General features: G+C 70.9%; 19 protein-coding genes and 1 pseudogene. 6 read left to right on the forward strand and 14 right to left on the reverse strand.

All coding sequences use genetic code 11. From position 1 onward, the window contains the following. Window positions 1–104: 104 nt before the first annotated feature. From ACIBQX_RS07330 to ACIBQX_RS07370, 9 genes are all read right to left on the reverse strand, one after another. Window positions 105–851 (reverse strand): phosphotransferase family protein, encoded by a 747-nt coding sequence (locus tag ACIBQX_RS07330; RefSeq protein WP_397001661.1) that lies wholly within the window; start codon window positions 849–851, stop codon window positions 105–107. Between the two features lie 249 nt (window positions 852–1100). Further along, window positions 1101–2516, reverse strand: coding sequence for an arabinose isomerase (locus ACIBQX_RS07335; protein ID WP_397001663.1), 1416 nt, complete (start codon window positions 2514–2516; stop codon window positions 1101–1103). A gap of 134 nt (window positions 2517–2650) precedes the next feature. Next, window positions 2651–4690 (reverse strand): bifunctional aldolase/short-chain dehydrogenase, encoded by a 2040-nt coding sequence (locus ACIBQX_RS07340; protein ID WP_397001665.1) that lies wholly within the window; start codon window positions 4688–4690, stop codon window positions 2651–2653. Continuing rightward, window positions 4690–5835: an L-rhamnose isomerase gene (gene rhaI, locus ACIBQX_RS07345; protein WP_397001667.1), complete on the reverse strand. Its 1146-nt coding sequence runs from the start codon at window positions 5833–5835 to the stop codon at window positions 4690–4692. Before rhaI ends, ACIBQX_RS07340 begins: the two co-directional genes overlap by 1 nt. 13 nt (window positions 5836–5848) lie before the next feature. Next, window positions 5849–6160: an L-rhamnose mutarotase gene (locus ACIBQX_RS07350; protein ID WP_397001669.1), complete on the reverse strand. Its 312-nt coding sequence runs from the start codon at window positions 6158–6160 to the stop codon at window positions 5849–5851. A gap of 66 nt (window positions 6161–6226) precedes the next feature. After that, window positions 6227–7300, reverse strand: coding sequence for a rhamnose ABC transporter substrate-binding protein (rhaS, locus tag ACIBQX_RS07355; RefSeq protein WP_397001671.1), 1074 nt, complete (start codon window positions 7298–7300; stop codon window positions 6227–6229). After that, a complete protein-coding gene (locus ACIBQX_RS07360) occupies window positions 7297–8256 on the reverse strand; it encodes an ABC transporter permease (RefSeq protein WP_397001673.1) in 960 nt (319 codons plus the stop codon). Before ACIBQX_RS07360 ends, rhaS begins: the two co-directional genes overlap by 4 nt. Beyond that, window positions 8249–9289, reverse strand: a complete 1041-nt coding sequence (locus ACIBQX_RS07365) for an ABC transporter permease (protein ID WP_397001675.1) — start codon at window positions 9287–9289, stop codon at window positions 8249–8251. Before ACIBQX_RS07365 ends, ACIBQX_RS07360 begins: the two co-directional genes overlap by 8 nt. Further along, on the reverse strand, window positions 9286–10782 hold the full coding sequence (locus ACIBQX_RS07370) for a sugar ABC transporter ATP-binding protein (RefSeq protein ID WP_397001677.1): 1497 nt from the start codon (window positions 10780–10782) through the stop codon (window positions 9286–9288). The genes ACIBQX_RS07365 and ACIBQX_RS07370 overlap by 4 nt, the downstream gene beginning before the upstream one ends. Before the next feature lie 169 nt (window positions 10783–10951). Between ACIBQX_RS07370 and ACIBQX_RS07375 the strand changes: the two genes are divergently transcribed. From ACIBQX_RS07375 to ACIBQX_RS07400, 6 genes are all read left to right on the forward strand, one after another. Further along, a complete protein-coding gene (locus ACIBQX_RS07375) occupies window positions 10952–12250 on the forward strand; it encodes a rhamnulokinase family protein (protein ID WP_397003815.1) in 1299 nt (432 codons plus the stop codon). Then, complete coding sequence (locus ACIBQX_RS07380; RefSeq protein ID WP_397001679.1) at window positions 12247–13257, forward strand: LacI family DNA-binding transcriptional regulator; 1011 nt, start codon at window positions 12247–12249, stop codon at window positions 13255–13257. The genes ACIBQX_RS07375 and ACIBQX_RS07380 overlap by 4 nt, the downstream gene beginning before the upstream one ends. A gap of 44 nt (window positions 13258–13301) precedes the next feature. Then, window positions 13302–13907: a hypothetical protein gene (locus ACIBQX_RS07385; protein WP_397001681.1), complete on the forward strand. Its 606-nt coding sequence runs from the start codon at window positions 13302–13304 to the stop codon at window positions 13905–13907. A 28-nt stretch (window positions 13908–13935) separates the two neighbouring features. Then, window positions 13936–14541, forward strand: coding sequence for a cyclodeaminase/cyclohydrolase family protein (locus ACIBQX_RS07390; RefSeq protein ID WP_397001683.1), 606 nt, complete (start codon window positions 13936–13938; stop codon window positions 14539–14541). 66 nt (window positions 14542–14607) lie between these two features. Beyond that, window positions 14608–15435 carry a bifunctional 5,10-methylenetetrahydrofolate dehydrogenase/5,10-methenyltetrahydrofolate cyclohydrolase gene (locus ACIBQX_RS07395; RefSeq protein ID WP_397001685.1) on the forward strand — a complete coding sequence of 276 codons (828 nt, stop codon included), beginning with the start codon at window positions 14608–14610 and terminating at the stop codon, window positions 15433–15435. A 92-nt stretch (window positions 15436–15527) separates the two neighbouring features. Beyond that, window positions 15528–16205 (forward strand): type 1 glutamine amidotransferase, encoded by a 678-nt coding sequence (locus ACIBQX_RS07400; protein ID WP_397001687.1) that lies wholly within the window; start codon window positions 15528–15530, stop codon window positions 16203–16205. A 345-nt stretch (window positions 16206–16550) separates the two neighbouring features. Here the strand turns inward: ACIBQX_RS07400 and ACIBQX_RS07405 are convergent, their stop codons facing one another. From ACIBQX_RS07405 to ACIBQX_RS07425, 5 genes and pseudogenes are all read right to left on the reverse strand, one after another. Beyond that, complete coding sequence (locus tag ACIBQX_RS07405; protein WP_397001689.1) at window positions 16551–17573, reverse strand: methyltransferase domain-containing protein; 1023 nt, start codon at window positions 17571–17573, stop codon at window positions 16551–16553. An 84-nt stretch (window positions 17574–17657) separates the two neighbouring features. After that, window positions 17658–18078 (reverse strand): annotated as a pseudogene (locus ACIBQX_RS07410) (transposase family protein); the annotation flags it as partial. 500 nt (window positions 18079–18578) lie between these two features. Beyond that, window positions 18579–19319 (reverse strand): sulfite exporter TauE/SafE family protein, encoded by a 741-nt coding sequence (locus ACIBQX_RS07415; RefSeq protein WP_397001691.1) that lies wholly within the window; start codon window positions 19317–19319, stop codon window positions 18579–18581. 47 nt (window positions 19320–19366) lie between these two features. Continuing rightward, entirely contained in the window at window positions 19367–20980 is a 1614-nt protein-coding gene (locus ACIBQX_RS07420; RefSeq protein ID WP_397001693.1) for an AMP-binding protein, read from the reverse strand. Window positions 20981–21285: 305 nt separating this feature from the next. Next, complete coding sequence (locus tag ACIBQX_RS07425) at window positions 21286–22824, reverse strand: alpha/beta hydrolase (protein ID WP_397001695.1); 1539 nt, start codon at window positions 22822–22824, stop codon at window positions 21286–21288. Window positions 22825–22915: the final 91 nt, after the last annotated feature.

A 22915-nucleotide genomic window follows, 5' to 3' on the forward strand; every position in this document is an offset into this window, starting at 1 on the left:
CTCAGCACTGCCCGGCGGCACCACACGCCGGATTCTGAGTGGGAAGGTCCTCCCGGGCATCCTGTCCGACAGGACCTTCCCATAGCGGTCAAACCCGCGCAGCCTCACAGCCGGGACCTCAGCACGTCGACCTCACAGCCCGGCGCGAACGGGTCGAAGCCGTGCTCGGCCAGCCAGCGAACCGCCAGCAGGCTCCGCAACGACCACCACGCGCGGATCACATCGAGGTCGACGTCGGTGCCATAGCCGGCGACGACGTCACCGAGGTGCTCCTCGTGTCCGAGCGTCAAGATGGCGAGGTCGAACAGGGCATCACCCTGGCCCGCCTCGGACCAGTCGATGATGCCCGTGATCTCCTCACCGTCGACGAACACGTGAGTGATCTGCAGGTCTCCGTGCGTGAACACCGGAGCCCACGGCCGGAGCGCGGCCTCGGCCACCTGGCGGTTGCGGCTGACCAGGTCGGCGGGCAGGACGCCGTCCGCCACGAGCCGCTCGCACTCGCCATCGAGCTCCGCCGCCCACGCGTCGATGCCCAGGCCGGCCCGGCCCGGCCTGGGCGGCAACGGCGCGTCGTGCAACCTCCGGATGGCGGCGCCCGCCGCGGCCCACGCCGCCGGGGACGCGGTCGACGGCTCGCCGAGGCGGCCGAGCGCCGTCCCCGGGACCGCGGCGATCGCGAGCACGGGCGGCTTGTGCCACAGGACCTTCGGGGTCGGGACCGGTGCCAGGGCCATCGCCTCGACCTCGACCTCGAGGCGCGCCCGATCGGCGTCCACCTTCAGGAACACCTCGCCGACGCGCAGGGTCGCGCGCTCGGAATGGGCGACGACCACTTCGACCTCATCCATGGGCGACCAGTATCCCGGGGGTGATCGTCGACGTCACCGGGTTTATCACGTGCGATGGCGCGGCCGACCACGTCCCGCCACCAAGCGGCCTCGTACGTGCCGACGTTGGGACGCCGGCAGCTTGCTCAGCCCAGGCGTCGCGGCACGCCGCGGGCGCGCGAAGATCCGAGCATCGGACGGCGAACCCGGGCAGCGGAACTGAGGTCGGATTGCCCGAGGGGACCCTCCCCTCGGGCTCCGTCCAGGACGTCAGACGCGCACGACCTCCACCTCCATCAGGTCCGCCAGCGCGGACAGCTCCTCCGCCCGGTGACCGGTGCCGAGCGCCCAGTGGTGGGAGATGCCGGTGGCGCTCCACGCGTCGGTCCACTCCCCCGGGTCGCGGCCGAAGTCGACCCGGGAGGTGGTGTTGCCGATCTTGAGGTGCGGGCCGTCCACGGTCTCGCCCTCCGACACGACGAAGCCGAACGCGCCGTCGCGCTTCTGCAGCAGCCCGAACGCCGTCACCGGCCCGTGCGCCACGTCGAACTCGACCGACACGCCCCAGCCGCGCTTGCCGTGGAAGACGCCGAGGCCGCGCAGGAGCGGCTTGCCGGAGCTGATCTCCAGGTGCGCCGGGCCGTCGTGGCCCATCTCGACGTGCCCGCGCAGGAAGTCCAGCGCCTGCAGCTCGGTGAAGGAGCCGCCCGCGCCCAGCCGGTCCATGACCAGCATCGCGAGGGACGTACGCAGCTCGTACTCTCCGGCGGTGGGCACGCCGCGGGCGGTGAGCAGCGACGCGCCGAGGATCATGCCGGCGCCGAGCCGTTCGTGGATCTCCCCGTTGAGCCCGCGGTGGTAGTAGGCGAGGCTGTCGAGCTCGAAGTCGGCCACCAGCCGGTCGAGCCCGGCCGAGACCCGCGCCGCCCACGCGAAGTCCTCGGCGACGACCGTCCCGTCCAGCTCGAACACCTCGCGGGCCAGCTCCATCCGGTCCTTGACCTCGGCGTCGGTGACCTGCTCGACGCGCACCCGCAGGTCGTCGAACTCCAGCACCTCGACGTGCCCGCCGAGGTTCACCGGCACCAGCGTCAGGTCGGTCGACACGTCCAGCATGCCCGGGTAAAGGTGGCCCATCAGCCCGTGCCGGCCGCGCCGCAGCGACGCGCGCACGCCGGCGGCCCGCACCCAGCGGCCGATCCGGGCCCAGGCCCGCTCGTCCTCCAGGTAGCCGGACACCGACCTGAACGGGATCCCGGCCCTGGTGAAGGTGTTGGCCATCTCCGGCAGTGGGCAGGCGCCGCAGTAGGCCAGCCACTGACCGGTGTCGAAGCTGTCGTGGTCCATCGACTCGGTCGGCTGCAGGTTGATCAGCAGCACCGGCGCGCCGGTGCGCTGGGCGACCGGGAGCAGCATGGTGGCGGTCATGTAGGTGGTGAGGAATCCGACGATCAGGTCGCATCCGGCCGCGCGCAGCTTCTCCGCCGCGGCGGCGCCCTCCTGCGCGTCGGAGACGAACCCGGCGTCCACCACCTCGCAGCCCAGCGCCCGCATCCGCTCCGACACGCGGGCGGAGGAGCGCTGCAGCTGCGGCAGCAGGTCGGGGAACTGCGGCCAGTACGCGCCGAGCCCGCCCGCGACGAGCCCGACCTTGGTGCGGTTGGTGGCGATCCGTTCGAGCGTCAAGACGCTCTCCCTTCTGTACGCCCGAGCGGGCGTCTTGCTGTGTGCGACTCTGTACGGCCCGAGCGGGCGTCTTACTGGGTACGACTTTGTACGGCCCGAGCGGGCGGTCTTGCTGGGTGGGGGCGCGCGGCCGGTCAGCGCAGGAAGGCGGCGGCCACCCCGGCGTCGACGGGGATGTGCAGCCCGGTGGTGACCCGCAGGTCGCCCGCCGTGAGCGCGAACACGGCGGCGGCCACGTGCTCCGGCAGCACCTCCTGCTTGAGCAGCGTGCGCTGGGCGTAGAACTCGCCCAGTTTCTCCTCCTCGACCCCGTACACGGCCGCCCGGTTGGCGCCCCAGCCTGCGGCGAAGATGCCGGAGCCGCGGACCACGCCGTCCGGGTTGATGCCGTTCACCCGGATGCCGTGGCCGCCGAGCTCGGCGGCCAGCAGCCGGACCTGGTGCGCCTGGTCGGCCTTGGCCGCACCGTAGGCGACGTTGTTGGGCCCGGCGAAGACCGCGTTCTTGGAGGAGATGTAGACGATGTCGCCGCCGATGCCCTGGTCGATCAGGACCCGGGCGGTCTCGCGGGAGACCAGGAAGGAGCCTCGCGCCATCACGTCGTGCTGCAGGTCCCAGTCGTCGAGCGTGGTCTCCAGCAGCGAGCGCGACAGGGACAGGCCGGCGTTGTTCACGACCAGGTCGACGCCGCCGAAGGCGAGCACCGCCTGCCGTACCGCCTGCTGGACCTGCTCTTCCGAGGTGACGTCCACGCCGGCGGCGATGGCGACGTCCTGCGGCCGGTAGGCGGCGGCGCCGAGCTCGGCGGCGACCTTCTCGGCGGCGGCGAGGTCGCGGTCGGCGACCACCACGCAGGCGCCCTCGGCGGCCAGCCGGCGGCAGGTGGCGGCACCGATGCCGGAGCCGCCGCCGGTGACCAGGGCGACCCGCCCGGCCAGCGGCTTGGGCTTGGGCAGGCGGCGCAGCTTGGCCTCCTCCAGCTCCCAGTACTCGATGCGGAACTTCTCCGACTCGGCGATGGGCCGGTAGGTGGACAGCGCCTCGGCGCCGCGCATCACGTTGATCGCGTTCACGTAGAACTCGCCGGCGACCCTGGCGGTCTGCTTGTCCTTGCCGAAGCTGAACATGCCGACGCCCGGCACCAGCACGATGGCCGGGTCCGCGCCGCGCATCGGCGGCGAGTCCGGCGTGGCGTGCCGCTGGTAGTAGGCGGCGTAGTCCTCGCGGTACCGGGCGTGCAGCTCGCGCAGCCGGGCCAGCGCGTCGTCGAGCGGCGCGTCCGGCGGCAGGTCGAGCACCAGCGGGGCGACCTTGGTGCGCAGGAAGTGGTCCGGGCAGGACGTGCCGAGCGCGGCGAGCCGGGGGTGTTCGGCGCGGGAGAGGAAGTCGAGCACCTCGGGGGTGTCGGTGTAGTGGCCGACCTGGCGGGCGTCGGTGCTCGCCAGGCCGCGCACCGCCGGGAAGAGCTCGGCGGCCCTGCGGCGCCTGGCCTCCTCGGCCAGCGGCTCGTGCAGCACCGGGCCGAACGGGTCGGGACGGCCGTGCTCGGCGATGTAGCGCTCGGCGGTGCGGATGATGTCGAGCGAGTTGCGCTCGCACTCCTGACTGGTGTCGCCCCAGGCGGTGATGCCGTGGCCGCCGAGCACGCAGCCGATGGCGGCCGGGTGGGCGGACTTGATCTCGGCGATGTCCAGGCCGAGCTGGAAGCCGGGCCGTCGCCACGGCACCCAGACGACCCGCTCGCCGAAGATCCGCTCGGTCAGCGCGGGGCCGTCGGCGGCGGTGGCGATGGCGATGCCGGAGTCGGGGTGCAGGTGGTCCACGTGTGGCGCGTCGACCAGGGCGTGCATGGCGGTGTCGATCGACGGGGCCGCACCGCCCTTGCCGTGCAGGCAGTAGTCGAACGCGGTCACCATCTCGTCCTCGCGGTCCACGCCCGGGTAGACGTCGATCAGCGCCCGGACGCGGTCCAGGCGCAGCACGGCCAGTCCCGCCGCGGTGAGGGTGCCGAGGTCGCCCCCGGACCCCTTCACCCACATCAGCTCGACGTCGTGGCCGGTCACCGGGTCGTTCGCGGCGGCCTTCGCGGAGGCGTTGCCGCCGGCGAAGTTGGTGTTGCGCGGATCCGAGCCGAGGGCGTGCGCCCTGGCGAGCAGTTCTTCGACGGCGTTCATCAGGCTCCCCATCCTGCCTGCGCGCCGCCCACCCGCTCGGCGGCGATTTTCTCGAAATATCCTGACTTGGCGTAGGCGGCCATCGGGTCTGGCGCCAGCCCCATCTCCTCGCGGAGCTCGGCCAGCAGCGGGCGCACGTCGGTGTTGTACGCGTCCATCAGCACGGCGTTCGCGCCCAGCACATCCCCTGCCCGCTGCGCCTCGGCCAAGGCGGCCCGGTCGACGAGCAGTGCCTTGGCGGTGGCCTCCTGCACGTTCATCACCGAGCGGATCTGGCCGGGGATCTTCGGCTCGATGTTGTGGCACTGGTCGAGCATGAAGGCGATCTCCTCGGTGTACCCGCCGCCGCCGATCACCTCGAACATGATCCGGAAGAGCTGGAACGGGTCGGCCGCGCCCACCATGAGGTCGTCGTCGGCGTAGAAGCGGGAGTTGAAGTCGAAACCGCCCAGCTTCCCCTCACGCAGCAGGAACGCCACGATGAACTCGATGTTGGTGCCGGGCGCGTGATGCCCGGTGTCGACCACGACCTGCGCCTTGGGCCCGAGCTTCACGCAGTGCGCGTACGCGGTGCCCCAGTCGGGCACGTCGGTGGTGTAGAAAGCGGGCTCGAACAGCTTGTACTCCAGCAGGAACCGCTGCCCCTCCCCCAGCCGCTCGTACACCGCCGACAGCGCCTCCGCGAGCCGGTCCTGCCGGGCCCGGATGTCATCCTGCCCCGGATAGTTCGTTCCATCGGAGAACCACAGCTTGAGGGTGTCGGACCCGGTCTGGTCCATGATGTCCACGCACTCGAGCAGGTGGGCCAGCGCCTTGGCCCGCACCCGGGGGTCGGGATGGGTGACGCTGCCCAGCATGTAGTCGTTGTCCTGGAAGACGTTGGAGTTGATCGCCCCGATGCCCACCCCCAGCTCGGCGGCGTGCCGGGCCAGGTCGCCGTAGTCGTCGACCTTGTCCCACGGGATGTGCAGCGCCACGGTCGGCGCCACCCCGGTGTGCAACTGCACCTGCGCCGCGTCCGCCAGCTTCTCGTACGGGTCCCGCGGCACGCCCTGCTGGGCGAAGACCTTGAAGCGGGTCCCGGAGTTGCCGTACGCCCACGAAGGCGTCTCGATGCGCTGCTTACGCAGCATGTCCTTGATCATGATTGTCCCCGTATCAATCCAGATGGAAAACTTCGGCCAACCTGAGCAGGCCCTCGTCGGGCCGGCCCACCTCGAAGAACGGCGCCATCTCGCGCTGCCAGCGGGTGTTGACCTCGGTGTCGGCCATCGCCCGCTGCGCCGCCTCGAAGTCGTCGGCCTCCAGATAGCCGATGAGCAGCCCGTCGTCACGCAGGAAGAGCGAGTAGTTGCGCCATCCTGCCGCCCGCAGCGCCTCGCGCATGTCGGGCCACACGTTCCGGTGGCGTTCCCGGTACTCGTCGATCCGCTCGGGCCGGACTCTCAGCTGAAAGCACACCCGCTCCACACGGTCTCCTTCCTGCGCACGCGCGCCCCCCGGCGGGAAGCGCGCGTGCGGACTGTCGCTACGTGATCAGAAGTCGAACTCGTCGATGTTCGAGGCGTCGAAGGTGAACGGCGGGCCGAGGATGATCTCACCCTTGGCGCCGATGGTGCGCTCACCGAGCTTGCCGGCCTTGAGGGTCTCGCCCTCGGCCCCGGTGATCTGGCCGGAGGCCAGCGCGGCGGCGGCGTAGGAGGCCAGGTAGCCGAGGTCCTTCGGGTTCCACAGGGCGAACTTCTCGACGGTGCCGTCCTTGACGAACTGGCGCATCTGGTTCGGCGTGCCGAGGCCGGTCAGCACGACCTTGCCCTTGTACTTCGAGCCCGAGATGTAGCGGGCCGCGGCCGAGACGCCGACCGTGGTGGGCGAGATGATGCCCTTGAGGTCCGGGTAGGCCTGCAGCAGGCCCTGCGTCTCGGTGAAGGACTTCTGGTCGTCGTCGTCACCGTAGGCGACCTTGACCAGCTTCATGTCCTTGTACTCAGGCTTGGCGAGCTCGTCCTTCATGAACTCGATCCAGGTGTTCTGGTTCGTGGCGTTGGCCGTGGCCGACAGGATGGCGATCTCGCCCTTGCTGTCGATCATGTCGGCGAGCAGCTTGACCTGGCTGCGGCCGACCTCTTCCGAGCTGGCCTGGTTGATGAAGATGTCCCGGCACTCGGGAGCGGCGTCGGAGTCGTACGAGACGATCTTGATGCCTTTGGCGCGGGCCTCCTGGAGCGGGCCGCAGACGGCGTTGGCGTCGTTGGCCGCGATCAGGATCGCGTCGTGGCCCTGCTGGGTGAGGGTGTTGATGTAGGAGATCTGCGAGGAGGCCGACGCGTCGGACGGGCCGACCTCCTTGGCCTCGCCCTTGAACTCCGCCGCCGCCTCGATGCCGGCCTTGTCGACGATGGTCTCGTACGGGTTGTTGATCTGCTTGGGCAGGAACGCCAGCTTCAGGCCCTCTTTGATGGGCGCGTTGGGATCGGCCTTGGCGGCGGCGCTGGAGGCGGGGGCCGCCGGGGACGCCGAGCTGACCGTGTCCTTGGTGGTGCCACCGCCGCAGGCGGCCACGCCCAGGGCGAGCACCGCTGTCAGGGTGACCATACGGATCGATCTCATGTGGATCCTTTCAGGAGCGCCGGTCTCACCGAGGCGATGAGGCGGGGGGTGAGCACCGAGATGATGAGCAGGAGACCGGTGACGATCGACTGGATCTCGGTCGAGACGTCGTTGAGCATGAGCAGGTTGCGCAGCAGGCCGATGAGCAGCACACCGGCGATGACACCGCCGAGGGTGCCCTTGCCGCCGTCGAAGTCGACCCCGCCGAGCAGCACGGCGGCGATGACCGCGAGCTCGATGCCCAGGCCGTTGTCGGCGCGGGCGGAGCCGTACCTGAGGGTGAAGACGACGCCGGCGAAGGCGGCGACCGTGCCGGACAGCACGAACAGCAGCAGCTTGATCCGCTTGACCCGGATCCCGGCGAAGAACGCGGCCTGCTCCTGCGCGCCGATCGCGAACAGCGAGCGGCCGAACCCGGTGGCGTGCAGCACGATCGCGACCACCACCGCGAGCATGACGAACAGCGCGACCGGATACGGGATGAACGTCCCCGGCACGTCGTCCACGGCCAGCGCGGTGAACTCGCGCGGGAACTGGGCGACGGCCTTGTCCCCCAGCACCACGTACGCCAGCCCCCGGTAGAGGGCGAGGGTGCCGATCGTGACGGCCAGCGAGGGCAGCCCGAGCTTGGTCACGAGCAGGCCGTTGACCAGCCCGCACAGGGCGCCGACGAGCACGACCAGCGGGATGATGGTCTCGATGGCCATGCCGCCGTCCCACAGGGCGCCGACCAGGGCGCTGGACAGGCCGAGCACGGAGGCGACCGACAGGTCCACCTCGGCGGCCACCACCAGCATGGTCATGGTCAGCGCGATGAGCGCGATCTCGCCCAGGTCGCCGAGGGCGAACGACAGGTTCCCGACGGTGGCGAAGCCCGGCGAGGTGAGCGAGCCGCCGGCGAACACCGCGACCAGCAGCACGCCGACCATGACGTCCCAGCGCAGCACTTTAGCCATGGCGGCTTCTCCTTCTGAGCAGCCGGGCGACCCGCAGCGCGAGCACCCGGTCGACGCTGATCGCGAGCAGGAGCAGCGCCCCGGTGATGGCCTGCTGCCAGAACGGGTTGACCCGGAGCACGACCAGCGCGCTGCCGATGGTGGTGAGCAGGAGCGCGCCGAGCGCGGCCCCGTACACGCTGCCGACGCCGCCGGTGATCGCCACGCCGCCGACCACCACGGCGCTGATCACCAGCAGCTCCCAGCCGTTGGCGGAGTCGGCGATGACGGTGCCGAACCTGGCCAGCCAGAGCACGCCGGCCAGCCCGGCCAGGCAGCCGCTGACCAGGTAGGCGACCAGGATGCGGCGCCGGACGGGCACGCCCGCCAGGCCGGCCGCCTCCGGGCTGGAGCCGATCGCGTAGAACTCCCTGCCGCTCGGGTAGGAGCGCAGGTAGTAGCCGATCGCCAGCATGACGACGAGCGTGATGAGCGGCAGGTACGGGATGCCCAGCACGCTGCCGTTGCCCAGCGAGAGCAGCCCCGGCGGCAGGTCCACCGCGTTGATCTGGCGGCCGTGGGCGATGTAGTGGCCGATGCCCTGGATCACGTAGAGCGTGCCGAGCGTCACGACCAGCGCGGGCACCCGGCAGAAGCTCACCAGGAGCCCGTTCAGCAGGCCGCAGACGGCGCCGATGGCGATGCCCAGCACCACGCCGGGCACGATCCCCCAGCCGCTCGCCAGCATGTCGCCGGTGACGAACGCGACCAGCCCCACCACCGAGCCGACCGACAGGTCCAGGTTGCGGGTGACGACCACCAGCGACTGGCCGACGGCCAGCAGCGCCAGGATGGCCGTGTTGAGCAGGATGTCCTCGATGCCCTGCCCGGACAGGAAGTTGCCGTTGACCCCGGCCGTGATGGCGACGAGCGCGACCAGGGCGATGACCAGGCTCAGCTCTCTCGCCCGGAACACCAGGTCGACGAGGCCGCGGGCGCTGCGGGTGCGCACGGCGGGCTCGGCGGGCTCGGGCGGGGCGGTCGCGGTCGTCATGCGGCCCTCCCGGTCGCGGCGGACATGACGCTCTCCTCGGTCGCTTCGGCGCGCGAGATCTCGGCGGTCAGCCGCCCCTCGTGCATGACCAGCACCCGGTCGGCCATGCCGAGCACCTCCGGCAGGTCGGAGGAGATCATGAGCACCGCGATGCCCTGACCGGCCAGCTCCGACAGCAGGCGGTGCACCTCGGCCTTGGTGCCGACGTCGATGCCGCGGGTGGGCTCGTCCACGATGAGCACGGACGGCTCGGTCGCCAGCCACTTGGCCAGCACGACCTTCTGCTGGTTGCCGCCCGACAGCACGCCGACGCCGTCGCTGAGCCGGGCGAACTTGAGCTGCAGCCGCAGCGCCCAGTCCCTGGCCCGGTCGCGTTCGGCGGCCCGGGAGATGGTGACGCCCCGGCGCAGCGAGCGCAGCCCGGTCAGGCCGATGTTGCGCTCGATCGACAGCTCCATGACCAGCCCCTGCTGCCGCCGGTCCTCGGGCACCAGGGCCAGCCCTGCGCTCATGGCGGCGGTGGGGCTGCCGGCGGGCAGCGGCCGGCCGTCCACGGTGACCGAGCCGGCGTCCCACCGGTCGATGCCGAAGACGGCCCTGGCCACCTCGCTCCGCCCGGCTCCGACCAGGCCGGCCAGGGCGACGATCTCGCCCCGCCGCACCTGGAAGGAGACGTCGGTGAAGTAGCCCTCCCTGGTCAGCCGCTCCACCTGGAGCGCGACCTCACCGGCGGTGGTGTCCTGCTTGGGGTAGAGGGCGTCGAGGTCGCGGCCCACCATGCGGCGGATCAGATCGTCGTGGGTGAGGCCCTCGACGGGCTCGCTGGCGATCCAGGCGCCGTCGCGCAGCGTCGTCACCCGCTGGCACAGCGAGAAGATCTCGTCCAGCCGGTGCGAGATGAACAGGATCGCGCAGCCCTGCTCGCGCAGCGCCTCCACGACCGAGAACAGCCGGGCGACCTCGTTGCCGGACAGCGCGGCCGTGGGCTCGTCCATGACCAGGACGCGGGCGTCCCGGGAGATGGCCTTGGCGATCTCGACGAGCTGCTGGTCGGCGATGGACAGGCCGCGCGCGGGCTGCTCGGGGTCGAGCGTCACGCCGAGCCGGTCGAACAGCTGCCCGGCCTGTGCCCGCAGCGCCTTGCGGTCGATGCGGCCCAGGCTGATGCGCGGCTGGCGGCCCATGAAGATGTTCTCGGCGACGGACAGGTCGGGGAAGAGGGTGGGTTCCTGGTAGATGACCGCCACGCCGGCCTGCTGGGCGTCGGCCGGGCCGGCGAACGTGACGGGCTCGCCGCCCAGCAGCACCTGGCCGCTGTCCGGGCGGTGCACGCCGGCGAGGGTCTTGACGAGCGTGGACTTGCCGGCGCCGTTCTCCCCCGCGAGTGCGTGCGCCTCGCCGGGGAACAACTCGAGCGATACGTCGCGCAGCGCCCTCACGGCTCCGAACGACTTGCTGACGTTCGCGAGCGCGAGGGTGGGCGGACCACTCATACGTCCTCCGGGCAACAAACGTTTTAACGGGATGTTTCCCGGAATCTAGGTGTTCCGCCCTCGGTCGTCAATGCCTGCACAGACTCCCTGGCGCATCTGTGATTGTTACGTTTTAATCAGTTGCGTGCGATTCACAGCTGTTGATCTAGGCGCCTCCAGCGGGCGGGTGATGAGCGCCGCCGTGTCGGGCGGCCGGATCGACCTCACCGAGGTGCACCGCTTCCCCAACCGGCCGGTGCAGGTGTCCGGGACGCTGCACTGGGACATCCTCGCGCTGTACCGAGGCGTGCTGGACGGGCTGCGCGAGGCGGGGCCGGCGGAGTCCGTGGGCATCGACTCCTGGGCGGTCGACTACGGGCTGCTGGACGCCGGGGGCCGGCTGATCGGCAACCCGGTGCACTACCGCGACGGGCGGACCAACCGCTTCACCGCGCGGGTGGACCCCTACGAGGTGACCGGGCTGCAGTTCCTGCAGTTCAACACCGTCAACCAGCTCCTCACCGAGCGGCTGGACGAGGCCGAGACGATGCTGCTGATCCCGGACCTGCTCGGCCACTGGCTGACGGGCGCGATCGGGGCCGAGCGGACGAACGCCTCGACCACGGGTCTGTACGACGTGACGCGGCGGGAGTGGGCCTGGGAGCTCATCGACAAGCTCGGCCTCCCTCGCCGGATTTTCCCCGAAATTTCGGAAGAAAGCACCCCACTACGGGCGGACGTGGCGGAGGAGGTCGGCTACACCACGGTCGTCACCAAGATCGCCTCTCACGACACCGCCTCCGCCGTGGTCGCGGTGCCCGCCGAGACCGGCCGCTTCGCCTACATCTCCTGCGGCACCTGGTCGCTGGTGGGCGTCGAGCTGCCCGCCCCGGTGCTCACCGAGGAGAGCCGCCTGGCCAACTTCACCAACGAGGCCGGCATCGACGGCACCACCCGCTACCTGCGCAACGTCATGGGCCTGTGGATCCTGCAGGAGTGCCTGCGCACCTGGGGCGAGCCGGATCTGGAGCCGCTGCTGGCGGAGGCCGGGGCCACCGGGACCGACACGGTCATCGACCCCGACGACCCGTCCTTCCTGCCGCCCGGCGACATGCCCGCCCGCATCGCCGCCTACTGCGCCCGCACCGGGCAGCGCGCTCCGCAGGGCCGCGCGCAGGTCGTACGATGCATCCTGCAGAGCCTCGCCCTCGCCTACCAACGGGCCGTCGCCGACGCCGTGCGGCTCAGTGGCCGCCCGGTCGAGGTCGTGCACCTGGTGGGCGGCGGCTCACTCAACACGCTGCTGTGCCGGCTCACGGCCGACGCCACCGGACTGCCGGTGGTCGCCGGTCCCGTCGAGGCGGCCGCGCTGGGCAACGCGCTGGTCCAGGCCAGGGCGCGGGGCCTGGTGGGCGACCTGGCCGAGATGCGGGATCTGGTACGGCGCAGCGCGGGCGTGCGCACCTACGAGCCTCGGGGGCACCGATGAGCACGAGCACGGTGAGCATCAAGGACGTCGCGGCCAGGGCCGGTGTCTCGCCCGGCACGGTGTCCAACGTGCTCAACCGGCCCGAGAAGGTCGCGGGCAGCACCCGTGACCGGGTGGAGACGGCCATCAGGGAGCTCGGCTTCGTCAGGCACGGCTCGGCCTCCACGCTGCGCGCCGGGCACAGCCGCACGGTCGGCCTGTCGGTGATGGACATCGGCAACCCGTTCTTCACCGACGTCGCCGCCGGGGTCGAGGACCTGGCCAGCGAGCGCGGCTACGCGGTCATCCTGGGCAACTCCTCGGGCAGCCGCGTCAAGGAGGAACGCAACCTCCTGGTCTTCGCCGAGCAGCGGGTGCGCGGGGTGCTGATCACGCCGTCCGACGAGGACCATGCCCGGCTCGACATGCTGCGCCGGCGGGGCATCGCGGTGGTGCTGGTCGACCATCCGGCCGATCGGCCCGACCAGTGCGCGGTGGCGGTCAACGACGTGACCGGTGGCGCGATGGCCGTCGAGCACCTGCTGGCGGGCGGGTTCGACAACATCGCCTACATCACCGGGCCCGCCTCGCTCAGGCAGTGCCAGGACCGGCGGCGGGGCGCCGAGCGGGCACTGGCCGCCGCCGGGCGCGACCCGCAGGAGCTGCGGGAGGTGTCCATGCCGGCGATGACCGCGGCGGCCGGCCAGCAGGCCGCCGAGAAGCTGCTCGCCCAGGACCGCCTGCCGGACGCGTTGTTCTGCGCCAACGACCTGCTCGCCGTGGGCATGCTGCGCGGCCTGCTGCAGGGCGGCGTGCGGGTGCCCGAGGACGTCTCGCTGATCGGCTACGACGACATCGACTTCGCCTCGGCCACGACCGTGTCGCTGAGCTCGATCAGGCAGCCGACCTACCAGCTGGGGCGGGTGGCCACCGAGCTGCTGCTCGACGAGTGCGACAACCCGGACACGCACGCGCACCAGCAGATCATGTTCCAGCCGGATCTCGTGGTGCGCGAGTCCACGCGGTAGCTTGGGGCACTACCGGATAAACGGGGTGGATCATGACAAACGGTGTGCGCCATCTTCTGGGAATCGTCGCCGGACTGCTCCTGCCGCCGCTGATCGCCGCCGGGCTGTTGTACGGCGTGTCCGAGCTCACCCTCACCATGCAGCGCATGCTCGCCTTCTCCTGGCTCGGGCTCGGCCTGCTCGTGCTCTCCGGGATCGCGCTGGCCTTCCTGGCCGGCTCCCGGCTGTCGCCGGTGGCGTCGCTGCTCGGCGGGCTGACGTTCGTCGCGGTAGGCAGCCTGCCGCTGCTGGAGCTGATGGGCCGGACGCGGATCCTGCCCCGGGGGTTCCTGCCTGCCATGCTCGACAACGGCTACCGCAACCTGTCCTACCAGGGGATCCTGCTGGTCATCGGCGTCCTGCTGCTGGTGGTGTCGGCGTTCCCGTCCCGCTGGCGCGGGGTGCGGCCCGCCTTCGACGCATCCACCGGCCCCTACGGTCCCGCCTACCCTCCCGCTCAGCACGCGCCCTCGTACGCTCCCCACCCGCACGGCCCCTCCCACGCTTCCGGGTCACCGGATCGCCCTGGCGGCCCGGACCCGTACGCGCGGAACCCGTACTCCCCAGATGTCCCGCAGCAGGACACCACGCGGCCGATGCACCGCGAGTGAGCGGTGCGCGGGCTGGCAGAATGCCGCCATGCGCGACACAACGATCGTCGACTTCCTGTCCACGCTGGCCGACCGGGTGCCCGCGCCGGGCGGCGGCGCCACCGCCGCGTTGCACGCGGCGCAGGCCGCCGCGCTGCTCGGCATGGTGGCTCGTTACACCACCGGCGAGAAGTACGCCGAGCACGCCGAGACCGTCACCCGCGTGATCATCGAGACCGACGAGGCCCGGACACGGGCGCTGGAGCTGGCGGAGCACGACACGGCGGCGTTCACCGCGGTCACCGACGCCTACCGGCTGCCCAAGGGCGAGGAGCGCACGCTGGCCATCGCGGCGGCTCTGGTGGACGCGGCCGAGCCGCCCGCCGAGGTGGCGGAGCTGGCCTCGCGCCTGGTCGGCCTCTGCGAGACCCTGCTGCCGATCGGCAACCCCAACCTCCTCACCGACGTCGCGGCCGCCGCCGAGGCCGCCCGCGCCGCCATCGCCACGGCCCGGGTCAACGTCGAGGTGAACCTGGGCGGCATCCGTGACGACCGGACCCGCGACGGCCTGCGCGCCCGGCTCGCGGACGCCGACGACACCATGGCCCGCGCCGAGCGGGTGACCGCCCGGGTGCGCGAGGGCCTGACAGCATAGGACGCGACCATAGGCGGACCTGGGAGCATGAGGCGTGACCGGCGGCGTGGGTGAGAGGACGGGCGTGTGAGGAAGCTGACGGGCAGGGAGCTGGCCGCGGCCATCAAGACGCAGACCACCGCGGAGGTGGACGCCGGGCCGCAGCCCCGGCTCGCCGTCGTGGTGGCCACCGACGACGAGGCGAGCCTGTGGTACGTCCGGTCCATCGCCAAGGCGGCGGCCGGCGTCGGCATCGCCGCCGACCTGGTCGATCTGGGGCCCGGCGCGCGGGCCGAGCAGGTCCGGGAGACACTGGCCCGGCTCAGCTCCGACACCGGCGTGCACGGCGTGATGCTGCAGACCCCGCTGCCCGCCGGGCTCTCGGCGCAGAAGCTGGCCGCCGCCATCGACCCGCGCAAGGACGTCGACGGCGCCAACCCGCTCTCACTGGGCCGGCTCGCGGCGGGCCTGCCCGCGTTCGTGCCCGCCACGGCGGCGGCGGTGATGGCCCTGCTCGACCACTACGGCGTGGAACTGGCAGGCAGGCGGGCCGTGGTGGTGGGCCGCTCGACGGTGGTCGGCAAGCCGCTGGCCCACCTGCTGCTCGACCGGCACGCCACGGTCACCGTCAGCCACTCGCGCACCCGCGACCTGGCCGCCGTCACCTCGGCCGCCGAAGTGCTGGTGGTGGCCGCCGGCCGGGCCGGACTGATCGGCGCCGGCCATGTGGCGCCCGGCGCGGTCGTCATCGACGTCGGCACGAACCCGACGGGTGACGGCGGCCTGGCCGGTGACGTGGACTTCGACGCGGTCGCGGGCGTGGCGGGGGCGCTCACCCCGGTGCCCGGCGGCGTCGGGCCGGTGACCACCGCCCTGCTGCTGCGCCACACCGCCAGGGCCGCGAACCTCCCCTGACCTCGGCCCGCTCGGACCTCGACCCACCACGACCTTGACCCGCCCTCACCATGACCCGCCCTGACCTGACGACTTCCTGACGGAGACCTGCGATGCGTGACGTCCTGATCGTGCAGAACAGCCGGAGCGGCGGCCCCGGCCGGTTCGGCGGCTGGCTGGAGGAGGCCGGGCTGCGGCTGGAGGTGGTGCACGCCTATGACGGCGCGCCGGTACCCGACCGGCTGGAGCACGACGCCATGATCATGCTGGGCGGTGGCTACCTGCCCAGCCAGGACGACCGGGCTCCGTGGCTGGCGCCCACCAGGAAGCTGGTGGGGCAGGCGCTGGACGACGGGCGGCCGCTGTTCGGGATCTGCCTGGGCGGGCAGATGATCGCGGAGGTGGCCGGTGGTGAGGTGACCGGAGACGCCGGCGCGCCGGAGAACGGCAGCCTCCCGGTCACGATCAGGCCGGAGGCCGCCTCCGACCTGCTGTTCCGCGAGCTGCCCGAGGTGGTGCCCGCCATCGAGCACCACGTCGACGCCATCACCGCGCTGCCGCCTGGAGCCGTCTGGCTGGCCGAGACCGAGCGCTGCCCGTACCAGGCGTTCCGGGTGGGTGAGCAGGCGTGGGGGGTGCAGTTCCACCCCGAGGTGGTGCCGGAGCGGATCCGTGAGTGGCGGGCGGACGGGTTCGACCCCGACGAGGTGTACGCGAGGGCGGTCGCCGACGAGCCGGTCTCGACGCCGATCTGGCGCGAGGTGGCCTTGCGCTTCGCCAAGCTCGTCTGAGCACCACCCCTCCCCAGGCCTCCGCCCGCGCCACCCACCGTTCTGGCCGCGCGGCCGCCTTCAGGCCGTGTGAGGATTCTCCACGTGTTGCGGGAACGGAGTCCTCACATCGCCTCAGCTCAAGGGCTGTAAGCGTGATCCAATTAAGCGCAACAGGTGTGGTGCGAGCGGTTCTGTGAGGCGGTGGCGCGGGAACAGCTGTGGCGTGGTGTGCGAGGGAGTCTGCGCATGAACCAGGGCGGAGGCCCCCGAAGAATCGGCCAAGGCCATCCGCGGCTTCGCCGCGACCGTCGACGCCGCCTGACCCCCGCGCTGCGCAGTGCCGGCCGAAGCGGCGGGGAAGGATCAGCCCTCCTCCGGTCGGCGCATGAGCACGATTCGTCCGAAATCGGTGGCGACCATGCGAGGCTGAGCCAGTCCGGCGGCTTCCCCCTCGACGATCAGGCGTTCGGCGCTCTGGGCGAACGGCACCCCCAGGCCCTCGTAGACCAAGCGGCGAAGAACGAAAGCCAGGCGCTGGGCTTCGTCCTGTGGCTCACGTTCCATTTCTTGCATCACCAGCAGCGCTCCCGGCTTCAGAGCTCGCCGGATCATGCGCAGCGTCCCGGCTCGGGAATGCTCCGGGAAGAAGGGCTGAGCCCAGAAGCAGGCGTCGAAGGCGTCCCGCTCGTCGAAGTCCTGCGCGTCCAGGCATCGCACATCGACCCGGTCCGCCACCCCGAGCGTCTTGGCCCGGCTTTCCGCCTCGGCCGCCACGGTGGGCACGAGCTCGATTCCCACCGACCGCATGTTCGGAAACATTGTGATCGCGGTCAGCCCGAAACCAGCCACACCGCAACCGACGTCGAGCAGCCGTCCGTCCCGAATCGCCTCAGCGAACTCCGGTAATGTTTCGAGCAACCGCCCATATACCGCTTGGGTCACCGGCGTGGTACGCCCGCCGGCCGCCTTGGCGATGACAAGCGCGTCGTCGCCGCCGAGCGACAGGTCACCCGTACCCTGAGCCGCCTCGCGAACCAGCCGGGTCATCAGCTCCGCACGGTCGAGCAGGTTGCCGAGGTCGACCATGGCATCGTCGGCTGACAGGGCCGCATAGGCCGGACTCAGCCGGACCTGTCCGTCGCGTCGCTCAGCGAACCCGTGAGCCTCCAGGACTGCGACAATGTTCGCAATTGTGTCGATCGGGAGGTGTGAAAAAGTGGCGAGTTGGCCTAAGTCGCGCGGCTCCGCGAGGAAGGCCGTCCATCCCTGTTCGTGCACCAGGGTCAGCAGGGCCAGAGCCTGCGCTCCGGCCGCCCACTCCTCCACACGGCTCTGCGCCGTACCGGCCAGTGCGAAACGCCCCAGTGGGTTTACGTCATCAGTCATTGCTCGTCACTTTCCGTTGTCATTTACTGCTTCGTGACCTACGATAGCCGGATCATGGTCGTCGGCGGCGTCTATGGAGCCCTTTCATCCTGAATAGCGATCCTCGTCGATGAGTTGAAGGACGAGGATGGCCTGCACGATCGCGGTGGTGCGTCGTGGGCAGCAGCGGAGCTTGGTCAGGACTTTCCAGGTCTTCAAGGCTGCGACGGCTCGCTCGCCGAGGGCGCGGATGCGGGCGTGGGAGCGATTGACGTCCTTCTGCTCGCGTGACAGCCAGGGACGGTGGCGATGGCGCTTGAACGGGGTGCGGATTGTGCCGCCCGCGCCCTGCTAGCCCTTATCGGCGAAGGTCGTCACTCCGGCGTTGGTCAGCGCGTCGATCAGACCGACTGTTCGGGCTGCGGTCAGTGGCGCCGGGCAGGGCGGGTGAGGCCCACACGAGCCGGCCGGCGGGGTCGGCGAGGATCTGGACGTTCACGCCGTGGCGTCTGTGTTTACCGGAGTGTGCGCCGTGAGGCGCTCGCTGTTCGAGTGGAGGTGAAAGACCACCACCGCTGTCCTGTCGCAGCAGGGCGGCTGAAGCTGAGGTGCCTAGCAGATTCCGGATAGTCGGCTACATACGCTGACAGAAGTCTGGAAGAGGTACGTACGTGACGAGGCGTCGTAGGCAGTCCTCGCCGGAGTTCAAGGAAGAAGCCGTTCGCATGGTGCTGGAGGGTGAGCGGACGGTCGCGTCGGGTTCGGCGACCGGCAGGGAGAAACGGGCCGGTGGCAACCCCAACCGGTGCGTCTACCGTGCACGCTGCAGCGAAGGCCGGTCCCGCATGGACGCGCGCGCTGCGCGCCGCCGCGACGGTGGCCAGGGCGGTGGCATCCTCTGGGTCAGCGGGCACAACCTGAAGGGCGACAGTGTCGGGCTTGTCCTGGAGCAGGTCGAAGACACAGTCGGCGACGTTGTGGCGCGATCGATATCCGCATCTAGAACCCTGAGAAAACGGCCGGCTTTCAGGTCGTGTACGCGTCGTACCCCAGCTTGATCGCGACCGCCAGCCCGCAGGCCGCGGCGAGGTAGCGCAGGCTCTGGCCGGGCAGGCGCCGCGCGATCTTCGGCCCGAGCCAGCCGCCCAGCAGGAAGCCGACGGCCAGAGGGGCGGCGGCCGCCCAGTCGACCGGGCCGAACACCGCGAACCCCAGTGCCGCCACCGCGTTGGCCAGCCCGGACAGCACGTTCTTCAGCGCGTTGATCTTGGCGGGGCCACCGCCCAGCATGGAGGAGAGCACGGCCAGCATCAGGATGCCGCCCGCCGCCCCGAAGTAGCCGACGTAGATGGCCACCGCGAACAGCGCGAACCGCATCAGCAGCCCGCGGTCGCCGTGCGGCTCACCCTTCGGGGGGCGTACCAGCAGCAGCGAGGCCCCGCCGATCAGCCAGGGGGCGATCTGCTCGAACGTCTCCGACGGCGTCATCAGGAGCAGACCGGCGCCCGTCGCGCCGCCCAGGGCGGTCAGCCAGCCCAGCCGGAACACGCGCGGCGCCTGCCCCGTGAGCTCCGGCCGGGAACCGAAGGCGGCGCCGATCCCGGTGAAGAGCAGTGCGACGGTGTTGGTGACGTTCGCGGTGAGCGGTGGCAGCCCGAAGGCCAGCAACGCCGGGTAGGACACGATGGAGGCGAGGCTCACCACGGTGCTGACCACCCCGGCGGCCAATCCGACGCCGAGCAGGCCGAACACCTCACCAACGATCACGGAGACATGCTAGGGGTTGTCCGTTTTGTCTAGCTGACCCGGGTGTCTCAGGCGTTCCGGAGTTCGGCAGCCGCGCGCAGCCCGAGCAGGTCGAGCGCCTGCGCCCGCATCTCCACCTTGCGGATCTTGCCGGTCACCGTGATCGGGAACGAGTCCACCACGTGGACGTACCGGGGGATCTTGTAGTGGGCCAGCCGGCCCGCGCAGAACTCCCTGACCGCCCGCGCCGTCAGCGGGGCGGCGCCCGGGCGCATGATGATCCAGGCCATCAGCTCCTCGCCGTACTTCTCGTCCGGGACGCCGATCACCTGCACGTCGCTGATGTCGGGGTGGCGGTAGAGGAACTCCTCGACCTCGCGCGGGTAGACGTTCTCGCCGCCCCTGATGATCATGTCCTTGATCCGGCCGACCACGTTCAGGTAGCCGTCGTCGTCCATCGTGGCCAAGTCGCCGGTATGCATCCAGCGGGCCTCGTCGATGGCCTCGGCGGTCCGGTCCGGCTGCTCCCAGTAGCCGAGCATCACCGAGTAACCGCGCGTGCACAGCTCCCCCGGCTCGCCGCGCGGCACCGTCAGCCGCGTCTCCGGGTGCACGATCTTCACCTCGACATGCGGCATCACCCGGCCGACCGTCTCGGTCCTGCGCGCCAGATCGTCGTCCGGTCTGGTCATCGTGGACACCGGGGAGGTCTCGGTCATGCCGTAGCAGATCGCGACCTCGCGCATGTTCATCTCGCTGACCACGCGCTTCATCACCTCCACCGGGCACGGCGACCCGGCCATGATGCCCGTCCGCAGCGTGGACAGGTCGAACCCGCGCAGCACGCCCAGCTCGGCGATGAACATCGTCGGCACCCCGTACAGCGAGGTGCACCTCTCCTGCTGTACGGCGCGCAGCGTCGCCTCCGGGTCGAACCCCGGTGACGGGATCACCACGCAGGAGCCGTGCGAGGTCGCGCCCAGATTCCCCATCACCATGCCGAAGCAGTGGTAGAACGGCACCGGCAGGCACACCCGGTCGGCCTCGGTGTAGTGCAGGAGCTCTCCCACGAAGAAGCCGTTGTTCAGGATGTTGTGGTGCGAGAGCGTCGCGCCCTTGGGGAAGCCGGTGGTCCCGGAGGTGTACTGGATGTTGATCGGATCGTCGAAGGCGAGCTCGGCCATCCGCCGTCGCAGCGCGCCCGGCTCCGCCGACCTGGCCAGCAGCCGCTCCCAGCTCGGGTCGCCGAGATAGACGGCGTCCGCGAAGCCGATCTCCTTGACCATGGCACGGTAGTCGCTGCCCTTGTGCGACAGGGCGCTGATCAGCAGCCGCATGCCCGACTGCTCGACCACGTACGCGAGCTCGTGCGCCCGGTAGGCCGGGTTGACGTTGACCAGGATCGCGCCGATCTTGGCCGTGGCGTACTGCACGATCACCCACTCGGCGCAGTTGGGTGCCCAGATGCCGACCCTGTCCGCCTTGGCGACGCCGCGGGCCAGCAGCGACAGCGCCAGCCGGTCCACCTCGGCGTCGAGCTCGGCATAGGTCCACCTGCGTCCGGTGGGCACGTCCACCAGGGCCTCGCGGTCGGGGAAGCGCGACACGGTCCGCTCGAAGTTCGAGCCGATGGTCTCGCCCAGGAGCGGGGTTCGCGCGGTGGCGCTGGCGTACGAGAGCATGCTCACCATCTCTTTCGATCCGTCATCCCCGGCACGCCACGCGCGCCAGGCCCGCCGCCTCGATCGCCGCTGCCGGCCCTCCGGCGCCGGCGGGTCACCGCGCGCTCCACCTCGGCGTGCGGTAGCGGCGCCTGGCCGCACGCGCTCGGACAGGGGTGGCCTGGTGGCGGCGGGCGAGCAGGCCGGCGCCCACGATCGTGACCTCCATCACTCCTTGGTACGGGGCGGCGAGGTTTGTGTCCAGGGGGCACGTGCCGTGTCCCTGAACCCGGCCGTTGCCCCTCGGCTGTGGCAGAGCCGGCGGCTTACCGCAGAGCGTCGGTGATGCTCAGGGCGGTGGCGCGCCAGATGGGCGTGTCGGGGGTGATGACAGCGAAATGGTCTCCCACCATTTCCAGATATTTCACATCATCGCCGGCGTCGTGGGCTGCCTTCGCATATCTCCGCCCGAAGTCAAGCAGGTCCAGATCGTCCCCCGACCCCTGCACGATCAGCTGGCGCACCCCCAACGGCAACCGCAGCATCGGGCTGGCCGCAGCGTACACACTCCTGGCCATCTCATGCCCGTCCGCCACCGACCGCTCACGGCTGGTCGCCTTCCCGGGTACGCCACCTGCGATGTGCGGCATGTGGGACGCGACCGTACCGAGTGCGGCGGCCACCGCGCCCGAGCTGAGCCACCGCCGGTCGCCCTCGACCAGGTCCAGCACCCCCGCCAGCGACACGGCCAGCGAGACCCGGGCCCCGTCCGCCGCCGCCCGCAACGCGAGCTGTCCCCCCGCCGAGTGCCCCACCACCGCGACCCTGCCCAGATCCAGCGGCGCTCCCGCCGAAGCCAACGCGTCCAGGCCGGCGGCCACATCAGCCGTGGCCACCTCCCAGCCGTGCAGGTCGGGCCGGCGATACTCGAGGTTCCATACGGCGAAGCCACGTTCGACGAGATCGGCGCCGAGGGCGTCCATCAGATCGGCCGCCCATACGGATCGCCAGTATCCACCGTGCACCAACACCACGACCGGCACCCGTACCGCCCCCACCGGCAACGGCGCCAACGCCCCTTCTTCCGAAGCCGGCACCGCTACCTCGCCGCCCTCCAGAAGCGCCCCCACTACCTCGCGGCCCGCCCCTTCAGAAGAGCCGACCCTCTCTTGCACCCCCTCGGGGGAAACCGCCCTCATGGAGGGAATCTCCCCCTCGTGAACCAGCTCCTCCGGAGCCGTCCCTTCGACAGGAACCGCCCTCTCGCGGGACGCCTTCCCCCGGGACATCTCCTCCTGGGACGCCCCCGTCCGGGCTTCCGCTGGGAGGTACAGGTCCGCCCACTGCTCGTGGTGCGGGCCGTATGAAATGCGGTGGTACGGGTGGCGCAGGCGGTGTACCGCATGCCGGATCGCCCAGGCCAGACCGCCGAGCCCACGACCGTGGATGTGGGCGGCACCCTCCCCCACCACGATGCCGTCGGCCCTCCAGATGTCCAGCCAGACGACCAAGCCGAGCGACTCCCCCATCAGCCGCCGAATGTCCTCCTCAGGCCCCGGGATGATCACGGTGGCCTGGACCCGAGCACCGCGCCGCCGCGCCAGCCCGCCGTCACCCCCTGCCGGCGTGCGAACGTGTCCTGATCCGTTCTCCCTGCCCGGCACTCCGGCGGGCGTTGTCGCCGGGATCGGCGCAGGACTCGTGCCCTGTCGCGGGCGCGTACGGGCTCGGACCTCCGCTGCGTCCCGTACGTGTGTGATCACGCCACGCACACCCAGTGCGGCGAACTCGCGCTCGGCGATCTCGCCGAGAAGTGCCTCGTCTGCGGCCAGCCCAGGGCCGACCAGCACCAGGACATCGCTCATGGGTCCTGACACTACCCAGCATTTCCCCTTATGGCCCTTGTAATAGGACGACCACGCGACTCCCAGTGAAAGGAAGTATCGCTCGAAGGCC

Source organism: Nonomuraea sp. NPDC049714 (assembly GCF_044465295.1).
Lineage (GTDB): Bacteria > Actinomycetota > Actinomycetes > Streptosporangiales > Streptosporangiaceae > Nonomuraea.

Coding starts and splice junctions, on each gene's coding strand:
- ACIBQX_RS07400 (WP_397001687.1), top strand. CDS start 15,528: ATGCGTGACGTCCTGATCGTGCAGAACAGCCGGAGCGGCGGCCCCGGC.
- ACIBQX_RS07380 (WP_397001679.1), top strand. CDS start 12,247: ATGAGCACGAGCACGGTGAGCATCAAGGACGTCGCGGCCAGGGCCGGT.
- ACIBQX_RS07360 (WP_397001673.1), bottom strand. CDS start 8,256: ATGGCTAAAGTGCTGCGCTGGGACGTCATGGTCGGCGTGCTGCTGGTC.
- ACIBQX_RS07330 (WP_397001661.1), bottom strand. CDS start 851: ATGGATGAGGTCGAAGTGGTCGTCGCCCATTCCGAGCGCGCGACCCTG.
- rhaI (WP_397001667.1), bottom strand. CDS start 5,835: ATGATCAAGGACATGCTGCGTAAGCAGCGCATCGAGACGCCTTCGTGG.
- ACIBQX_RS07425 (WP_397001695.1), bottom strand. CDS start 22,824: ATGAGCGATGTCCTGGTGCTGGTCGGCCCTGGGCTGGCCGCAGACGAG.
- ACIBQX_RS07365 (WP_397001675.1), bottom strand. CDS start 9,289: ATGACGACCGCGACCGCCCCGCCCGAGCCCGCCGAGCCCGCCGTGCGC.
- ACIBQX_RS07370 (WP_397001677.1), bottom strand. CDS start 10,782: ATGAGTGGTCCGCCCACCCTCGCGCTCGCGAACGTCAGCAAGTCGTTC.
- ACIBQX_RS07390 (WP_397001683.1), top strand. CDS start 13,936: ATGCGCGACACAACGATCGTCGACTTCCTGTCCACGCTGGCCGACCGG.
- ACIBQX_RS07375 (WP_397003815.1), top strand. CDS start 10,952: ATGAGCGCCGCCGTGTCGGGCGGCCGGATCGACCTCACCGAGGTGCAC.
- ACIBQX_RS07420 (WP_397001693.1), bottom strand. CDS start 20,980: ATGCTCTCGTACGCCAGCGCCACCGCGCGAACCCCGCTCCTGGGCGAG.
- ACIBQX_RS07405 (WP_397001689.1), bottom strand. CDS start 17,573: ATGACTGATGACGTAAACCCACTGGGGCGTTTCGCACTGGCCGGTACG.
- rhaS (WP_397001671.1), bottom strand. CDS start 7,300: ATGAGATCGATCCGTATGGTCACCCTGACAGCGGTGCTCGCCCTGGGC.
- ACIBQX_RS07340 (WP_397001665.1), bottom strand. CDS start 4,690: ATGAACGCCGTCGAAGAACTGCTCGCCAGGGCGCACGCCCTCGGCTCG.